The sequence below is a fragment of the Rickettsia finnyi genome (genome assembly GCF_049668125.1).
GTDB classification, from domain to species: domain Bacteria; phylum Pseudomonadota; class Alphaproteobacteria; order Rickettsiales; family Rickettsiaceae; genus Rickettsia; species Rickettsia kotlanii.
The window spans coordinates 805,533-821,464 of record NZ_CP187160.1 but is presented as its reverse complement, the minus strand read 5'-3'; the positions used below and the strand labels follow the sequence as shown (position 1 = coordinate 821,464).

Here is a 15,932-nt window from a genome sequence, read left to right as displayed (position 1 = left end):
GTACAACACAAGGTCATACAATCTAAGACTTCTTTTCTAACCAAGATTTGACATAGTTAATTTCTTCAGGGTTCATTAGAGAAGGAGCGTGACCGGCATATTTTATTTCATAAAGATCAAAAATTTTTGTTTCTTTCATCTTTTTAATAGTAGATTTTGTTAAAATTTGAGATTTCATCCCATGAATTACTAATATTCTACATTTTATTTTATTCCATACAGACCATAGTTTAATATCTTCCTGGTTACTAGCATTTTTCATTCCTTTTGTTATAGCAGGATCATAATTCATTTTATATTTTCCGCCGAATGTAGAAATTACACTATATTTTGTTAAATAATCCCAATCTTCTTCATCTTTAATACCACTTTGTGCATAAATAAGTTTTAAATGTTCTTTTGCACTAGCCAAATCATCTAAGAGTATCGTTTTTTTAGCATAACCTCCAATTTTAATTAAAGGAGTAGCATCAATAAACGCTCCTATATCATTTAATATTAAGGCTTTAAAAATATTTTTATATTTACTGGCAAGTACCATACCTATAATACCGCCCATTGAAGTACCAAGCCAAATAGGATTTTTGATATTTAGCCTTTTTAAAAAAAATAACGTATCTTTAATATAAGTCGTATAGTTATAATGATTAGCTTTTTTAAAATTTTCGCTATCACTGCGACCGGGATAATTTATTGCAATTACTCTATAATTTGTACTCAACTCTTTAGCTATTTTATCAAAATCATGAGCATTGCTAGTTAAACCGTGAGCACACACTATTATATTTTTATTTTTAGGATCACCAAATTCCACATAAGAAATTTTATGTTTCGGTATATATTGAAGAGGTAACAAATTAATATAGGGACCAATTTTTATTGAATTAATTTTCATATGAATCTATTAATACCAATTTAGAATAAATTTAAAAAAAATCATTGTCATCATGTTATTAATTTAAGTCACTTAAAAATATACTGACCATGGTCGGCATATATATAACTACAAAAAGCAAAGATAAGAACACAGTAGCTGCAACTTTTTTAGGGTAACATTTCTGTAAATTCGCTATAACTATAGTATTTGCTGCGAGTGGTGCCGTAGAAAGTAGTTTTAGGGCATTATAGTAATCATTGTTATACCACTTTGTTACAAAATGATCAAACATGATAAATAACCCTACTCCCAAAGGATAGAATAGAAATTTAGCAGCAAAAGTAGCAAGAGTAAATTTGATATCGACTTCAAATTTTTGTAGAGACGAAAGAGCAAGACCCACCATCACCATACCGAGTATCGAAAAAGAGCCTTTCATATTATATATAAAATCATCTAAAAAATCCGGTAAAGTAAAACCGCAAAAACTAAATAAACATCCCAAGAAAAAAGCGTTTAAAATCGGTAATTTTACTACTTTTAATATACTATCAGTGGTATTAGCAAAGCTCCTCATACAAATATAAAAGCCGACGGAACATTCATAAATATTCACTCCTATAACAGCCATCATATAAATACTTAATGTATAATCATCAAAAAGTGCTGCAGCTATGGGCAACATAAAATACCCGCCATTTGCCGTACCTGCAGACAAAGCTATAATATTACGTGTATGATCCTGCCAAAATTTACCAAAAAAATAATAAGAAAAGAGTGATAAGAGTGTTGCAATTACAAATGTTACGACTGTAAAGCTTAGTGCCGCAAGTGTTAAGGTTGTACTAGCGGGTATCGTAAAAAATACTATAGGCGATATAAAATAGAATAATAACGAAGAGATACTATCTCTTTCAACATTTGAATATTTACCTGCTAAAAATCCTATTATTACACTTAATAATACCGAAACGGTTTTAAAAAAAACTATACTAAAGATTATCATGTAATGAGCTAAAGATATAATTACTTATAATATATGAGGTTTTATTTTTTTTCACTAAATTTTGTAAAGATTTTTACTTACATCAGACCAAAATAAATTTCTAATTGAAACTTTTAAAAGTTTATGTTATTTAAGGCATCTAATTTAATATGAAATTTTCATATTATTTATGCCAAATCTATTATCCTTATTCATTATATTTTTTTGTTTAAATATCTATTCTAATCCTATGCCACTTGGGCTTGAATTAAATAAAACTATCAATATAGATCTAACAAACAAATACAAAATCATCAATAAAGAACCTAATTATTAGCAAGGATATAATTATTATATAGAACCAAATACAAAAACTATATCTAAAGCTTTAGTGATATGTAATGATTTTAATGTAATAGAAGCCGTTATTTTAACTATAGATCAAAATAAATTTGAAGAGTTTTATAACATTTTAAAAGATAAATATTAGTTTAGAAGAAGAAAATGATAAAGTGGTCACTTTCAAGGATGGTAAATGTGTAATCATACTTGAATCTTCTGAATTAAATACCAAAATGGAACTTGTATATATAACAAACGGTTTTTATAAAGCATTTTTAAACAAACTAGCTAAAGAAGAAAAATTAGAGCAAGAACAGATGAAGAGATTGCTGTAATACTTGATTGGTATTGTTTGCGTGGAGTCATATGTCATTCCCGTGGAGGCATTGTTGCGTGGATACCTATGTCATTCCTGCAAAAGCAGGAATGACATAAGGAATAACACACGAAGCTACTTCGGAAATTATAGGCATATGTAAATTATATTTTTTTATCAAATCCAAAACTAATTTTAATGCTTCTCTTCCCTCTACTAACTCTTTATATTCCTGTAAAAATTTCTTTTTATCGCTACTAATTCCAAGTTCATAACCAAATTTTGTATTACGTGAGTCTAACGAATAACAAGTAAGTACTAAATCGCCTACTACGCCCTCTAGTAAAATATCAGAATTTTTTTGCATACCACCTAAAGCTTTTGATAAAATAACAATTTCTTTTAATGCAGCTACTATAAGCGTTGCTCTTGCATTTTCGCCCTGCTTTCTTGCTAAATCAATCCCGCTTTTAATAGCAAAAATATTTTTTAAAGCTCCTGCTACCTGTAATATTACAATATCGCTTGACACATTAGTAGTAAAAATTTTTGAACTTAGGTTATAAGCTATTTTATTTGCTATATCTATATCTAAACTTGCAATACTTGCCGAAGCAGGTAAATTTTTAGCAAGTTCTTTTGCTAGATTCGGACCTGCAAAAAACGCTGTAGGGCTATGCGGTAATAGAGTTTTTAACCTATCTGAAAATAATGTGGTAGGATTACGGGCAAAGCCTTTTGTTGCAATTAGAAGAGTATTGTCTTTAGAAATGCTGTGAGTTTTTAATAATTTTATTGAGTCATCAAAAGCGTAAGACGGCACTGCAATAATAATTAGTTCAAAATCCTTAATTATATCTAAGTTTGTAGTAGCCTGTAAATGAGCAGGTAATTTAATATCCCCTAAATATTTTACATTAGTTTTGTTATGTAAAATTTCCTTTGCTATTGCCTCATCACGTAAAAATAAAGTAACGTTATTACAGTTTTGTGCTGCTAAAGAAGCAAGGCTAGTACCGAAACTCCCTCCCCCATAAACCGCAATATTTTTAAATTTGTTCATGTGCTTATTTTTTCTTTGTCACTTGCAGGTTTGTAGGTATCATTACTTGGCTTGTTTATGTCATTCTCACTAAGACGGGAATGACATCGAGCGAATTTCTCGAACCATAAAACAATACATACTCACAATAACAATTTCATTACTCCACAGCTTTCTCAAGATTTACTATTATAACGGGTGACTTATTAATTTCTTGTTTTAAGGTTTTACGGATTGTTCCTTTTATTACCTCGATTACTTGTTCATCTGACAATGCTTTTTTAGCCTGTTTATTTTGAATGGTAACAAGTTCTTTAATGTCGTTTTTAATGAGGTTAACTAATGCCATATCCTCTTTTGGATCAAGCAGCCCGGGCATAGACAGTATTGGATTTGCAGCAAGCAGTCCTTTTTTATTAATGACTACTGATGCTACCACGATACCCGACTCACGCATATGTCTTCTAGCTTTGAAAATCGGAGATTCAACGGGCAGCAAATAATTACCGTCAACAGCTAAATAACCGTTTTCAACCTTTGAAATTACTTTTGCATTATTAGGTGCAAGCAGTACTACACTACCGTTTTCAACCTCTACTGCCTGTTTTATGCCGTTTTTCTTAGCAAGCTTAACATGTTCATGAATATGTACAGGCTCGCCATGAACAGGTATACAAATATTCGGTCTAATTAGAGAATACATTTTTTGTAACTCGTCAATCGATGGATGTCCTGAAACATGTACAAAATGGTCTCGCTCGGTAATAACTTCTACACCGGCTTTAACAAATATATTAAATAGCCTGAATATTTTCTTTTCATTACCCGGAATAATTTTTGAAGAAAAAATCATTGTATCCTTAGGAACAAGTTTTATAGACGGGTGAGAATTACTAGCCAGTTTTGCGGTGGCAGCCATAGTCTCACCTTGACAACCGGTAGCAATTACTAATAATTCTTCTCTTCTAAATCTGCTAACATCACGTTCACTAATTAGAGGAGCAATATCTTTCAAATAGCCGCTTTCCTGCGCAGCAAGCATCATACGGTGCAAACTTCTACCGGTTAAGACTACTTTTCTACCTGCAAGTCCTGCAGCATGAATTATTGTATCAAGCCGTGCTAAATTAGAGGCAAAGGTTGAAACTACTACCATTTGAGGACAACCGGCTATAATATCTACTAAACTTTTTCTAATATTCCCCTCAGAACCTGAACTTCCTTTATTAAATACGTTAGTTGAATCACAAACAAGTGCAAGAACCCCTTCATCTCCGTAAGATTTTAAAAGCTCCTCATCGGCTTTTTTCCCAAGTATTGGATCGTTATCAAATTTCCAATCTCCCGTATGTAAAATATTACCTGCATCCGTACGGATCATAATTGCTTGCATTTCAGGAGCCGAGTGAGTCAGTGGCACCATCTCTAAGGAAAAAGGATCTAGATTTATTTTACTACCAGGTTTTACTTCATGAATTTTTATATTTTTAGTAAAATCATATTCATTTAAACGAATTTTTAAAAAATTTGCTGTAAAAGTAGTAGTATAAATAGGACATTTAAGGCTATTCCATAAATATTGGACTCCACCTAAATGATCCTCGTGAGCATGAGTTAAAATCAGACCTACTATATCTTTTTTATATTTCTCGATAAAGCTGCTATCAGCAATTATCATATCAACACCGGGTAAATAATCATCGGCAAAACCGCTACCACAATCAATCATTAACCATTTACCTTGATAATGGTAAAGATTAAGATTCATACCTATTTCATTAGCTCCCCCTAGCGGTACAAATAGCAGATCATTTTTATGATTTTTGATGTTGAATGATGACATAATTTAACTTAATATTTATTTTATTACTTTATTCTTATAACTTATTATTAGTTAAGCGTCTATATATTAAAAAGGAAATTCATATAATGAATATAAATAAAATAGCATTGATTTATAACCACAATTCCAAACATTTAGCTATTATAGAGGAAATAAAAAAACTCTATAATTATTGTAAAATAGAGGAAGCGGAGGTCATTATCGTAATAGGCGGGGATGGAGAATTACTACATAATATTCACCGCTATATGCATCTTAATGTACCTTTTTACGGAGTTAATTTAGGAAGCCTCGGCTTTTTAATGAATCCTTTAGATACCAAAAATTTATTACAAAATATACACGAAAGTACGGTTTCTATCCTAAATCCTCTTCTTATGCAAGCCGAAGATACGAACGGTCAAATATATACAGCACTTGCTATTAACGAAGTATCGATATTTCGCAAAACTAATCAAGTTGCTAAATTTAGAATAGACGTAAACGGGATAGAGAGAATGAGCGAATTAGTAGCAGACGGAGCTTTAGTTGCAACACCTGCCGGAAGTAGTGCTTATAATTTATCTGCCAGCGGTCCTATTTTACCGCTTGAGTCAAACATGTTATGCCTAACCCCTATCTGCTCGTTTAGACCACGTAGATGGCACGGTGCTTTACTGCTTTCATCTGCTACGATTAAATTTGAAATACTTAATACAAATAAACGACCGGTAAATGCTACTGCCGACTTTCAGGAGTTTAATAATATCACAAATGTTACCGTTAAATCTACTAAGGATAAGCCTATCAAACTACTCTTTAATAAAAACCATACACTGGAAGATAGAATTATTAAAGAGCAATTCGGTGGGTAATTATTAAAAAATATTAATAATTTTTTGACTAAGAATTACACTAATGTATGATGCCTTGTTAAAAATAACTAGGCATCATATATGAAATCAAAAAAGTCTTCTATTAACTTTTCTAAAAATATATTTTATGGTTACCACTTGAAACTCATAATATTACCCTTAAATACAGCTATAGAATTGTACTCAGCAATAGTTAAGGATTTCGATATAAAAAATAATTATTTAAGAACTATTAAAGAAATAAGAAATTCAAAATTAGCTTCAGAATTTGCTAATTTAGCAATTAAGAAGATAAAAGAGGTCAAAACCCAAAAAAGTTATTGGAATGTGTATTAAAAAAACAGTTACGAAGAACTTAAAAATCATGAGTTATTTAAAGATTATGAGATTAGTGGATATAATGCTTTAATTAATAAAAATTCTAAAGTAGAAATATTTTTTGAATACAAACCTAGTTCCAATTCTTCTAACCCTATCACTAAGATCATCAATAAATTTATCGCTAAGAAAAATATTTTTCGTTTAGCCGTAGTAGAGAAGAATATTTTATTAATGGCAGAAGTAGCTAAAGATATACTTAAATCAGCACCTATAGTTTTAAATTTACTTAAAACTCAAGGAGAATGGTATCAAAAATATCTAAATGTTATTGCAGAAATTTTATTATTTGTAAAACCTAAATTTCAACCTAAAATTATTAAATAATTAGCAAATATAGAAGATGTTGCTATTCTCAGCTCTTTTTCTGAAATATTGCTTGCTACCAAAAAATATGATGAAATAATAACATTACTTGCACCACGACTAGCGAATCTAGTAAACAATGAGCAAAAACAGGAAAGTAAATTCATCTATTTTTGCCGTTATAATCTATCAGTAGCAATAATACAGGAAAATTATCATTAGATAAAGAGCAATTATTACGCCTTTTAAAGGATCGACCAAACAATAGCGATTCAATCTATAGCTTATTTAATATTTATTTACTTAACGAAAGGGCAATAGAAACAAAAAATTTAATCAAAAATGCTCCTACAGATATCAAAATTTTGACAGCAATGAGTTTTAATTTAGTTAAAATGGCTAAAGCTAAATTAAATCTAATTAACCAAGACAATTTATCTAAAGATAGTAAAAAACAGTTTCGATGTTTTCAATATATTGCCAAATACAATCAATATTCTGCTGCTGAGAAAATTGTGAATGAAGAAAACCTAAAGGATGAGTGAATCGAAATTAGCAACTCTATTGGTGGTGTTATATTACTATCTACAACAGCCTTATATACCAAACAATATAAATTAGCTAAACAATTTATACAAAAAATACCTAAAAATAAAATAACTCCATATCTCTGTAATATCTTCCAGACAATAGAATTTTATTAAATCCTGAAGAATATATTAACCCAATGCATATCGAAGCTCTTGTTAGCAACCTTAATTTTGCACAAGCACAAGCTATAGAAAAAATTAATAAGATTATCACTTGTTTAATCGCAATTAAGAAATACGACTTAGCGTTAAAGAAAGTTTAGGGAATTGTACAAATATGATAATAAAAATCAGGGAGCCATTGAGAATGGACTCACAGCTGCAAGACTAGCTAATGATCACGAAAAGATACAGGAATATATTGGTTTATTATCACTTAAAGAAGAGCTAGAGCAATATGAAAATCAAAATCCTATAGAAATTCATGAATATTATCAATCAATAAAAAAATGCACATTTACTTCATACTATCGGGCAGGTTATTCCTAGTTACAGCAGTTGGAAAGTTAATCAAGAAGGAGAAATTACAAGTAATAACACTACTGCTTTAGGCAAATATCAAGGACTTGAATGTTATGGAAGAATTAGCAAAAATTACAAGAAAAATTAGATAAGAATCAATGTGATAAATTTATAAATGCCTTAAAGAAAGATATAATATATAGACAACAGGAGATAACGGCGTTAAATTTATTGGTAAAAAAGTAGCTGAAATTAAAATTGATGGTGACTAGCGTTTATTCACAAATATATTACATTCAAACGAACAAGGTGAATTACTGATACATTTTGATCATTCAGGAAATCATAATGATGTAATAAAATTCGCCGGCGAACATCGTCTAGAATTTCATCAAAATTCACTATAACTTTAATAAAATTATCAATTTTTACTCAAAAGGTTGGCGTAGGTTAATAGCAGCAGATACGGTACCCTCGTCTAAATAATCAAGTTCACCTCCGATAGGTATACCGCTAGCAAGGCGAGAAATTTTAGCAGGATGCTCTTTTAAATATTCTGTAATAAAATAAGCAGTAGTCTGACCTTCTAAAGTAGAATTAGTAGCAATAATAACTTCTTTAATATTTTCTGCAAAACATCTTTTAAGTAGTTCAGGTAACCGAAGTATGCTAGGGTTTTGTCTACTAGCTGCCGATAAATTATGACCGAGTACATGATATAAACCTTTAAAATTACCGCTACGCTCCATTGCCCATAATTCAGCCACAGTTTCGACAATAGCAATAATTGATTTATCTCTATATTTAGAAGAACAAATACGGCAAATATTTTCCGTATCCATATTACCGCAAATCTCACATTTTACTATTTTCCTATCTATCTCTACAAGATTATTAATCAGGCTTTTTAATCTTACGTCTTTATCTTGCAATAGGTAAAGCGCTATACGCCTTGCCGATCTACTACCAAGACCGGGTAATTTTGAAAAAAGATAAATTAGCTGATCTATATCATTATCATTTGTCTCATTCATAAATATACTCGTTTAATTTGAAAAATGAGCTACGTCATATTATAAGAACTGCGGTACTCACCTATTAAGTATACGTTCTGCTCCTCGCCTTATAGACTCCTTGCTCTTTTCCAAATTAAACTTCGTCTATTACTTAGGAGTACATTTAAGACTTAATAACGACGGTTCCGGCTATTTTATCATGTAATGCTTGTTTTTTAGAAGAAAAAAGTATGAAAAAAATACCGATAGGAAAAGTCATATACCCTAAAAATCTTTTAACTAACTGCTTTAAAGTCGGACGATTTAATGTTACGGCATCTACGATTTTCATACGTAAAAACATTTTACTAAGCGTTGCACCTTTATAATACCAAAGCGTTATGAAATATGAGCCTATTACTAATATATTAGTAACAAAAATTGAAATATTAAACAAAATATATTTATTAAAATTTCCTGCTTTAAGATATTCATAAAATTCCTGACTCATAACCGAGTTAAACATTTCATTGGGATTATGAAGATTAATGTTATTGCTAAGGAAATAATCATTAAAGAACAACCATAATAAATTAAAAGAACAAAATTGTGATATTGGGATTGCTATAAAGGCAAATAATGATAAATCAAGTGCCGTAGAAAAAATTCGTGCTATAAAATCAGGATAAATAATTTGTTTTTTCATTGCCAGTTACTTTATTTTGGTGTTAGATAGTCAGGGTTGCGGCAATCTCAGGATTTTGGCATGAGATTGCTTCGTCAAAACTTACAGTTTTTTCTTGCAATGACGATTAATGCCCCTAATCAAAATTCAATATATTACATTCATGAATCAATTTGAAGCATATAGTTTATTATTTGTTGATAGTTTTGTCTCAAATCTTGTTATAGGTTTTCAGAATGAATTAATATTTCATTCTATGAAAATGTTCGGAGGCTATAATAGTTTAATAATGCTGTTAGTAGCTATTTGTGCTTCTCTTAGCGGTAATGCAGTCAATTATATTTTTGGAAAAATAGTTTTAAATATCTTTTATGCTTCCAAAAATGCACAAAATATTTTAAGACATAAAAATTTAACAAAACTATATTATAAATATGAGATATTTATAATTTTCTTAATGGCATTTTCTTTTTGGGGAAGCTTTATTTCTTTATTCTCCGGTTTTTTTAAAACAAAATTTCTAAAATTTTTAGGTATTGGTTGTTTGGCAAAAGCATGCTATTATGCCTTAGAATTGTATATATTTTAACTCATGAAAAAATTAACCAAAACTAATTCTCATAGACAACAAAAATTAGCAAGCATTATAAATGAAGTATTAATAGAAATTCTAAGGCGTGGCAAAATGCTGGATAGCAGACTTTTTAATTGTCCTCTCACTATTACGAAAGTTATAGTGACTGCTGATCTCAAAATAGCTAATTGTTATTTCTGGCCTTTTAATACTAAACTAACAATAGATGAAATTATGGATGCATTAAATAATTCTAAAAATGCTATCAGAAATTTCATTACTAATAAAATAAATATGAAATTCTCGCCTGATATAAGATTTCATTACGATCACGGATTTGATAATGCTATAAAAGTGACACACTTATTAAAAGATCTCTGAATATAAAAATCTAATAATTTATTAAAAAAATTATTATTAATAAATTGTTTTAATATTTAGGTTATTGTATCATGCCATATTTTAATCAGTAATATTATAACTTAAATATGGCATAACAAAATAGATAACTTAAAAGAAATAAAAGGATTAACAGGTTTACGCGGGTATGCTGCATTATGGGTATTCTTCTTACACACCACATATAATTTGGCCAGGTAACTCAATTGGAATGAATATAGCAAGACTTGGCGGGTCTTGGGATCGTATAATATTTTTTGTGTTATCCGGTTTTATTTTAATATTAATTATTTCCTTTTTTAATATCATTGATGCACAGATTATCAATAATTAAGTTATTGATAATCTTGTTATTTATATCTTATTGGATAATTTCTGCTCCTTATGCTTTGCAATGACTGCAGCCCCATATTAGTAACGAAAGAGTACAATTTGCTTACGGTAAAAGCATAATAATGTTTTTAGGTGTATTTATTTTTGGTTGTATAACATTTTTTATTACAAAATATATAAAATCTTTGAAACTTAATTATATTATTTATAATATTATTACATTTCTAGGAATTGCTGTTTTTGCTTATATTTTTATTATAATTAATGCAGAAACACTTTGGTGGCCTGCAGTTGGCTCATCCTTAATAATTATTGGAACATCTAATGATTCAGGATAAGTAAACTTATTTTCGGTAATCCAATAACATATTTTCTAGGTCAAATTTCATATGCTTTATACCTTTCTGCTTTAACTACAGAATTTTTTGTAGCATATTACTGGATTTATCCAACTCCTTTATGGCTTAAATTTGCTACTTCGGTTACAATAGCTACTATTTTGCATTATATAATTGAATTACCAGCTCGCCAATTCATTCGTCAATTAAAAGTGAATAGATAGATAGGTGCGAGGGGATAAACTCAATCATTGAAAACAATAATTATCCGTTATATTACAAACGCTTAAAAATTAAGCTTTAGTACAACAGCCCCCTAGCATAAATGGACTAAAGGCTATAAATGTTTTGCAATGATGGAGTTTAAACATCATAAAACAATAATATCATAATAATTAAAATAATCAAGATATTTTAGTTATTTTTTAAACTTTAAGTATAACTCAAATAAAAATAAGCCCTTATTTTTATTAAAAAACTTTAAAAGATTATTTTTTTATATTAAAATATAAGAATAATCTTTTAATAAAAATAAATAGAAAATGTCTCCTCAAATAATAGAGTTATTAATTTTTGCCATTATTGCCTTTTACATTATTAACAAATTAATTACGACTCTCGGTTCTACTTCAGAAGAGGAACAGACAAAGCAAAAATCTTATTTTGGCGAACCGGTTATTAAGGACGTAACTTACAGTACAGTTAAATCTAATAAAGAAGAAACAAATATTCCAACAACCCAAGATATTAAAGCTTTTAAAGATATAATAGTAGAACATAATATAACTGCGGTCGTAGATGGAATGGAACAAGTCCATAAACGCCTTTACTACTTTGATCCGGTTAAATTCATAAATAATGCTAAAACTGCTTTTCAAATGATTATAGAAGCTGCTTATAAAAAAGATGCTAAAGAATTATCTGAGCTGATAGATAAAAGATACTTGGCAGAATTTGAAAAAATAACACCGTCCTATGGTGATTTTTTTGACTCATCGGCTTTAAGTGCAAAATATTCAGAAATTTACATGTTCGGTAATAACATATTTATTAAATTACTATTTCAAGGTAAAAATGTAGTTGACAAAATCGAAGATTTAAAAGAAGAATGGACATTTACACGTAATGCTAATACCAAAGAAGTTGATTGGTTTTTAAGCAATATTGAGAGAGTGTAGCAATTATATTTTATGACCTGAATGTCATTTCCGCAGAAGCTGGGATGACATCAAAAGACTACAAAACTAAATAACAAACTATTAGTAATGAGTAAAATTTTCTATATTATAGGCACTATATTAATAATAAGTGTCGGTATTTTTATGTTTCAAACGCAAACGATAACGGATAACAATCAAATAATCCCCAGAAAAGTTTTATTCGGCAACCCTGATAAAGCAAGGGTTTCTCTAACCCATGACGGCAAATATATTCTATATGTTGCACCGAAAGACGGTGTATTAAACATTTGGCTAGCACCCTCAGATGATATTAGTAAAGCAGAAGCTATAACTCATGACAAAGGACGCGGTATTTGGTCTTATACTAAAGCTTATAATAATAAAAATATTTTATATACCCAAGATTTTAACGGTGATGAAAATGACCGAATTTATAGCTATAACATAGAGACAAAAGAGACAAAATTACTTACTCCTGCAAAAGGAGTTAAAGCCGAAATAGCCGGAGCAAGTCATAAGAAGCCAAATGAGATATTAATATATTTAAATGAGCGTAATCCTGAATATTTTGATATTTACAAATTAAATCTAGATACTCTAGAAAAAGAACTGATTTATAAAAATGATAGATTTACTGATTATGTAACCGATGAAAATTTAAATTTAAGATTCGGTAGCTTACTAGATAAAGACGGAGCTGTTGAATATTATGAATTAAAAGACGGAGAACCAAAGTTATTTACTAAGATATCAATGGAAGATTCTTTTAACACTTCCATACTTGGTTTTGATGCTAGCGGTGAAACTTTATATATGCTAGAGGGACGTAATCGTAATACCTCCGCACTTAAAGCTATAACACTAGCTACAGGTAGTGAAGAAATATTAGCCGAAGATGCAAAAGCCGATATTGGCTTATTTACAGTGCATCCCACAAAGCAAACTCCGCAAGCAGTATCTATAGATTATGATAGAGTCTCATATAAAATATTAGATAAAGATATTGAAGATGATATTAAATATTTGCAATCTATTGATCGCGGTGATTTAATTATTAATAGTAGGACACTAGACGATAAAACTTGGATCGTTGCTTATATGGCTGATAATGCACCAGTGAAATATTATAAATATGATAGGGCAAATAAAAAAGCTGAGTTTTTATTTACTAATCGCAAAGAACTTGAACAATATAATCTTGCTAAGATGATACCGATAATTATCAAGTCACGTGACGGGCTTGATTTAGTTAGCTATATTACTTTTCCAAATGATGTAAAGCTCAATAAAAATAATATACCCGATAGAAAAGTACCTCTAATTTTAAATGTCCACGGCGGTCCGTGGGTACGTGATAGCTGGGGATATCATCCTGAGCATCAGTGGCTTGCAAATCGTGGTTACGCAGTTTTAAGTATAAATTACCGTGGTTCTACTGGTTTTGGGAAAGATTTCTTAAACGCCGGTAATTTAGAATATGCCGGTAAAATGCACACCGATTTAATTGATGGTGTTAACTGGGCTATTAAGAATAATATAGTTGATTCTGACAAAGTTTGTATTATGGGCGGAAGCTATGGAGGTTATGCAACGCTTGTAGGTCTTACCATGACGCCTGACGTATTTGCTTGCGGTGTTGACGTTGTCGGTATGTCTAATTTATTAACTCATGTGCAATCTAAAGCCCCTTATATGACACCATTATTAAGTATATATAAAACACGTATAGGACCTTGGGATACTGAAGAAGAAAAAGAGTTTTTAAGACAAAGATCACCAATTAATTTTGTTGATAATATCAAAAAGCCTTTATTTATAGCACAAGGTGTTCACGATGTGAGAGTCGTGCAAGCAGAATCAGAACAGATTGTCAACAGCATGCAAGCAAAGCATATACCGGTAGTTTATGCACTTTACAAAGATGAAGGTCATGGATTTGCAAAACCCGGTAATAGAATCTCATATTACGCTCTTGTCGAGCAGTTTTTAGCTAAGATTTTAAAAGGAAGAGCGGAACATATAGGAGATGACTTAAAGAATGCTAATCTCATTCTGAATGATAAAGAAAAAATTAGTGGTACAGAGGCAGAAAAGATCATAGATAAGGCAGTTGGGAATTAAGAAGAAACTGTCATACTGCGACGCGGTGTCACCCCCGGTGGCTTGTCCATGAGATCTAGTTAAAAATACTAATAATTTTAGTATTTTTTATTGTTTTTTAGATTCCTGCTTTTGCAGGGATGACATAGAAGAGCGAAAATGACATTAAGTAAGTTTAGAATAATTTATTGGAGTACTACATGATACTCATAAATACTGAAAATTCTTACGGCTTAATTGCAAAACTTTTTTACTGGATCATGAGTATTATAGTTATAGTAATGCTCGTTGTCGGTTTCTTAATGGATAATTTCGTAGAACTTCCTTTAAAATGGCAATTATACGGGATACATGAAGCAACCGGTATAGTTGTTTTATCTTTAGTAATAATAAGGCTTTTATGGAAATTCTATAATGCTAATGTTTTGCTACCGGAAGATATGTCGAATTGGCAAAAAAGCCGCTAATATTAATATAAATTTGCTTATTAATGCTGATAAGCGGCTTTCTAATGACTATTTTATCAAACCATCATATTGATTTTTATGGTTTGTTTACTATAAATTCTTTTGCTCCAGATTTACAATTTGCCAAAATCTTTAAAAAAATCCATAAAAAGGCTGCTTATTTACTGCTTTAATTATTTTGCATATACTAGCTGCATTATATCATCACTTTAATTAGGAAAGATAACGTATTAAAGAGGATGTTGAATGAGTAACCTTATTATAAACTTATTGACATATAATAAATTGTGTTTTATATACAAAGTAAGATTAGATAACTTACTATATTAGTATTATGAGTAAAAGTGCCAGAGTAGTAGTCTCATCGAAAGGACAGGTAGTTATACCAAATATATAAGAAGGTAAACATAAAGCTACAAACGGTCCGGTGGATGTAGATGAAGCTATTAGTATTGCGGTTATCGAAAATGATAGGAATTGACACTAATATCTTAACTTGTACTTTTCTTGAAGATGATGAAATACAAGATAAAGCAGCTCAAAATTTCTTAAAAAATAATATCACTAATAAGATTTTTATTGCATCATATGCATTACTTGAATTTGTATGGGTGCTAAAAGTAAATAAATTTACTCGCCAGGAAATTTATGAAGCAGTAATTAATCTTATTGATTTCCAGCTTTATCATTAGGCATCAAGACATAATAATATCAGCTACTGAGAAATATATTAAAGGTAAAGCAGACTTTGCCGATTATATGATTATTGCAGAAGGAGAAGTCAATAGTGCTAATAAGTTTATCACTTTTGATAAAGACATAGTAAGAGAAGTTAAGAATGCATCTTATCCATAAAAATTAATAG

Annotated in this window: 21 protein-coding genes and 1 pseudogene; 16 read left to right on the top strand and 6 right to left on the bottom strand. The window is 30.0% G+C overall.

Annotated features, from left to right (window positions below):
- Positions 1 to 22: 22 nt before the first annotated feature.
- The gene (locus tag ACPKKV_RS04555; protein WP_392506463.1) at positions 23 to 895 is read right to left on the bottom strand and encodes an alpha/beta fold hydrolase; all 873 of its coding nucleotides are present in this window, start codon (positions 893 to 895) and stop codon (positions 23 to 25) included.
- Between the two features lie 58 nt (positions 896 to 953).
- On the bottom strand, positions 954 to 1,883 hold the full coding sequence (locus ACPKKV_RS04550) for an AEC family transporter (RefSeq protein ID WP_392506462.1): 930 nt from the start codon (positions 1,881 to 1,883) through the stop codon (positions 954 to 956).
- Between the two features lie 491 nt (positions 1,884 to 2,374).
- On the opposite strand from ACPKKV_RS04550, the gene ACPKKV_RS04545 reads away from it, so the two are divergent.
- Complete coding sequence (locus ACPKKV_RS04545) at positions 2,375 to 2,539, top strand: hypothetical protein (RefSeq protein WP_392506460.1); 165 nt, start codon at positions 2,375 to 2,377, stop codon at positions 2,537 to 2,539.
- Between the two features lie 66 nt (positions 2,540 to 2,605).
- Here ACPKKV_RS04545 and ACPKKV_RS04540 read toward each other — a convergent pair whose 3' ends face one another.
- Both ACPKKV_RS04540 and ACPKKV_RS04535 read right to left on the bottom strand, forming a co-directional pair.
- Complete coding sequence (locus tag ACPKKV_RS04540; protein WP_392506458.1) at positions 2,606 to 3,583, bottom strand: NAD(P)H-dependent glycerol-3-phosphate dehydrogenase; 978 nt, start codon at positions 3,581 to 3,583, stop codon at positions 2,606 to 2,608.
- Between the two features lie 139 nt (positions 3,584 to 3,722).
- Positions 3,723 to 5,405 (bottom strand): ribonuclease J, encoded by a 1,683-nt coding sequence (locus tag ACPKKV_RS04535; protein ID WP_392506457.1) that lies wholly within the window; start codon positions 5,403 to 5,405, stop codon positions 3,723 to 3,725.
- An 86-nt stretch (positions 5,406 to 5,491) separates the two neighbouring features.
- Between ACPKKV_RS04535 and ACPKKV_RS04530 the strand changes: the two genes are divergently transcribed.
- From ACPKKV_RS04530 to ACPKKV_RS04505, 6 genes are all read left to right on the top strand, one after another.
- Entirely contained in the window at positions 5,492 to 6,259 is a 768-nt protein-coding gene (locus ACPKKV_RS04530) for an NAD kinase (RefSeq protein WP_392506456.1), read from the top strand.
- An 81-nt stretch (positions 6,260 to 6,340) separates the two neighbouring features.
- Positions 6,341 to 6,595 (top strand): hypothetical protein, encoded by a 255-nt coding sequence (locus tag ACPKKV_RS04525; RefSeq protein ID WP_424492210.1) that lies wholly within the window; start codon positions 6,341 to 6,343, stop codon positions 6,593 to 6,595.
- Between the two features lie 216 nt (positions 6,596 to 6,811).
- The gene (locus ACPKKV_RS04520) at positions 6,812 to 6,964 is read left to right on the top strand and encodes a hypothetical protein (protein ID WP_392506455.1); all 153 of its coding nucleotides are present in this window, start codon (positions 6,812 to 6,814) and stop codon (positions 6,962 to 6,964) included.
- A 374-nt stretch (positions 6,965 to 7,338) separates the two neighbouring features.
- On the top strand, positions 7,339 to 7,488 hold the full coding sequence (locus ACPKKV_RS04515; RefSeq protein ID WP_424492232.1) for a hypothetical protein: 150 nt from the start codon (positions 7,339 to 7,341) through the stop codon (positions 7,486 to 7,488).
- Positions 7,489 to 7,670: 182 nt separating this feature from the next.
- The gene (locus tag ACPKKV_RS04510) at positions 7,671 to 7,796 is read left to right on the top strand and encodes a hypothetical protein (RefSeq protein ID WP_392506453.1); all 126 of its coding nucleotides are present in this window, start codon (positions 7,671 to 7,673) and stop codon (positions 7,794 to 7,796) included.
- A gap of 4 nt (positions 7,797 to 7,800) precedes the next feature.
- A complete protein-coding gene (locus ACPKKV_RS04505) occupies positions 7,801 to 8,022 on the top strand; it encodes a hypothetical protein (RefSeq protein ID WP_392506451.1) in 222 nt (73 codons plus the stop codon).
- 401 nt (positions 8,023 to 8,423) lie between these two features.
- Here the strand turns inward: ACPKKV_RS04505 and recR are convergent, their stop codons facing one another.
- Together recR and ACPKKV_RS04495 are read right to left on the bottom strand one after the other, a co-directional pair.
- Positions 8,424 to 9,029, bottom strand: a complete 606-nt coding sequence (recR, locus tag ACPKKV_RS04500) for a recombination mediator RecR (RefSeq protein WP_392506450.1) — start codon at positions 9,027 to 9,029, stop codon at positions 8,424 to 8,426.
- A 145-nt stretch (positions 9,030 to 9,174) separates the two neighbouring features.
- On the bottom strand, positions 9,175 to 9,696 hold the full coding sequence (locus ACPKKV_RS04495; protein WP_392506449.1) for an RDD family protein: 522 nt from the start codon (positions 9,694 to 9,696) through the stop codon (positions 9,175 to 9,177).
- 142 nt (positions 9,697 to 9,838) lie between these two features.
- Here ACPKKV_RS04495 and ACPKKV_RS04490 point away from each other — a divergent pair, with 142 nt between their 5' ends.
- From ACPKKV_RS04490 to ACPKKV_RS04450, 9 genes and pseudogenes are all read left to right on the top strand, one after another.
- Positions 9,839 to 10,264, top strand: coding sequence for a DedA family protein (locus ACPKKV_RS04490; RefSeq protein ID WP_392506448.1), 426 nt, complete (start codon positions 9,839 to 9,841; stop codon positions 10,262 to 10,264).
- A 3-nt stretch (positions 10,265 to 10,267) separates the two neighbouring features.
- Positions 10,268 to 10,630: a 30S ribosome-binding factor RbfA gene (rbfA, locus tag ACPKKV_RS04485; RefSeq protein WP_392506447.1), complete on the top strand. Its 363-nt coding sequence runs from the start codon at positions 10,268 to 10,270 to the stop codon at positions 10,628 to 10,630.
- A 166-nt stretch (positions 10,631 to 10,796) separates the two neighbouring features.
- Entirely contained in the window at positions 10,797 to 10,982 is a 186-nt protein-coding gene (locus tag ACPKKV_RS04480) for a hypothetical protein (RefSeq protein ID WP_392506446.1), read from the top strand.
- A gap of 184 nt (positions 10,983 to 11,166) precedes the next feature.
- Positions 11,167 to 11,319, top strand: a complete 153-nt coding sequence (locus tag ACPKKV_RS04475) for a hypothetical protein (protein WP_424492209.1) — start codon at positions 11,167 to 11,169, stop codon at positions 11,317 to 11,319.
- 542 nt (positions 11,320 to 11,861) lie between these two features.
- Positions 11,862 to 12,497, top strand: a complete 636-nt coding sequence (locus ACPKKV_RS04470; protein WP_392506445.1) for a Tim44/TimA family putative adaptor protein — start codon at positions 11,862 to 11,864, stop codon at positions 12,495 to 12,497.
- An 87-nt stretch (positions 12,498 to 12,584) separates the two neighbouring features.
- Positions 12,585 to 14,621: a S9 family peptidase gene (locus tag ACPKKV_RS04465; protein WP_392506444.1), complete on the top strand. Its 2,037-nt coding sequence runs from the start codon at positions 12,585 to 12,587 to the stop codon at positions 14,619 to 14,621.
- 239 nt (positions 14,622 to 14,860) lie between these two features.
- A complete protein-coding gene (locus ACPKKV_RS04460; protein ID WP_424492208.1) occupies positions 14,861 to 15,067 on the top strand; it encodes a cytochrome b in 207 nt (68 codons plus the stop codon).
- 44 nt (positions 15,068 to 15,111) lie between these two features.
- Positions 15,112 to 15,240, top strand: a complete 129-nt coding sequence (locus ACPKKV_RS04455) for a hypothetical protein (RefSeq protein WP_014392220.1) — start codon at positions 15,112 to 15,114, stop codon at positions 15,238 to 15,240.
- Positions 15,241 to 15,534: 294 nt separating this feature from the next.
- Positions 15,535 to 15,922 (top strand): annotated as a pseudogene (locus tag ACPKKV_RS04450) (type II toxin-antitoxin system VapC family toxin).
- Positions 15,923 to 15,932 lie beyond the last annotated feature (10 nt).

Coding starts and splice junctions, on each gene's coding strand:
- ACPKKV_RS04555 (WP_392506463.1), bottom strand. CDS start 895: ATGAAAATTAATTCAATAAAAATTGGTCCCTATATTAATTTGTTACCT.
- ACPKKV_RS04550 (WP_392506462.1), bottom strand. CDS start 1,883: ATGATAATCTTTAGTATAGTTTTTTTTAAAACCGTTTCGGTATTATTA.
- ACPKKV_RS04540 (WP_392506458.1), bottom strand. CDS start 3,583: ATGAACAAATTTAAAAATATTGCGGTTTATGGGGGAGGGAGTTTCGGT.
- ACPKKV_RS04535 (WP_392506457.1), bottom strand. CDS start 5,405: ATGTCATCATTCAACATCAAAAATCATAAAAATGATCTGCTATTTGTA.
- ACPKKV_RS04530 (WP_392506456.1), top strand. CDS start 5,492: ATGAATATAAATAAAATAGCATTGATTTATAACCACAATTCCAAACAT.
- ACPKKV_RS04525 (WP_424492210.1), top strand. CDS start 6,341: ATGAAATCAAAAAAGTCTTCTATTAACTTTTCTAAAAATATATTTTAT.
- ACPKKV_RS04520 (WP_392506455.1), top strand. CDS start 6,812: ATGGCAGAAGTAGCTAAAGATATACTTAAATCAGCACCTATAGTTTTA.
- ACPKKV_RS04515 (WP_424492232.1), top strand. CDS start 7,339: ATGGCTAAAGCTAAATTAAATCTAATTAACCAAGACAATTTATCTAAA.
- ACPKKV_RS04510 (WP_392506453.1), top strand. CDS start 7,671: ATGCATATCGAAGCTCTTGTTAGCAACCTTAATTTTGCACAAGCACAA.
- recR (WP_392506450.1), bottom strand. CDS start 9,029: ATGAATGAGACAAATGATAATGATATAGATCAGCTAATTTATCTTTTT.
- ACPKKV_RS04495 (WP_392506449.1), bottom strand. CDS start 9,696: ATGAAAAAACAAATTATTTATCCTGATTTTATAGCACGAATTTTTTCT.
- ACPKKV_RS04490 (WP_392506448.1), top strand. CDS start 9,839: ATGAATCAATTTGAAGCATATAGTTTATTATTTGTTGATAGTTTTGTC.
- rbfA (WP_392506447.1), top strand. CDS start 10,268: ATGAAAAAATTAACCAAAACTAATTCTCATAGACAACAAAAATTAGCA.
- ACPKKV_RS04480 (WP_392506446.1), top strand. CDS start 10,797: ATGCTGCATTATGGGTATTCTTCTTACACACCACATATAATTTGGCCA.
- ACPKKV_RS04470 (WP_392506445.1), top strand. CDS start 11,862: ATGTCTCCTCAAATAATAGAGTTATTAATTTTTGCCATTATTGCCTTT.
- ACPKKV_RS04465 (WP_392506444.1), top strand. CDS start 12,585: ATGAGTAAAATTTTCTATATTATAGGCACTATATTAATAATAAGTGTC.
- ACPKKV_RS04460 (WP_424492208.1), top strand. CDS start 14,861: ATGAGTATTATAGTTATAGTAATGCTCGTTGTCGGTTTCTTAATGGAT.
- ACPKKV_RS04455 (WP_014392220.1), top strand. CDS start 15,112: ATGACTATTTTATCAAACCATCATATTGATTTTTATGGTTTGTTTACT.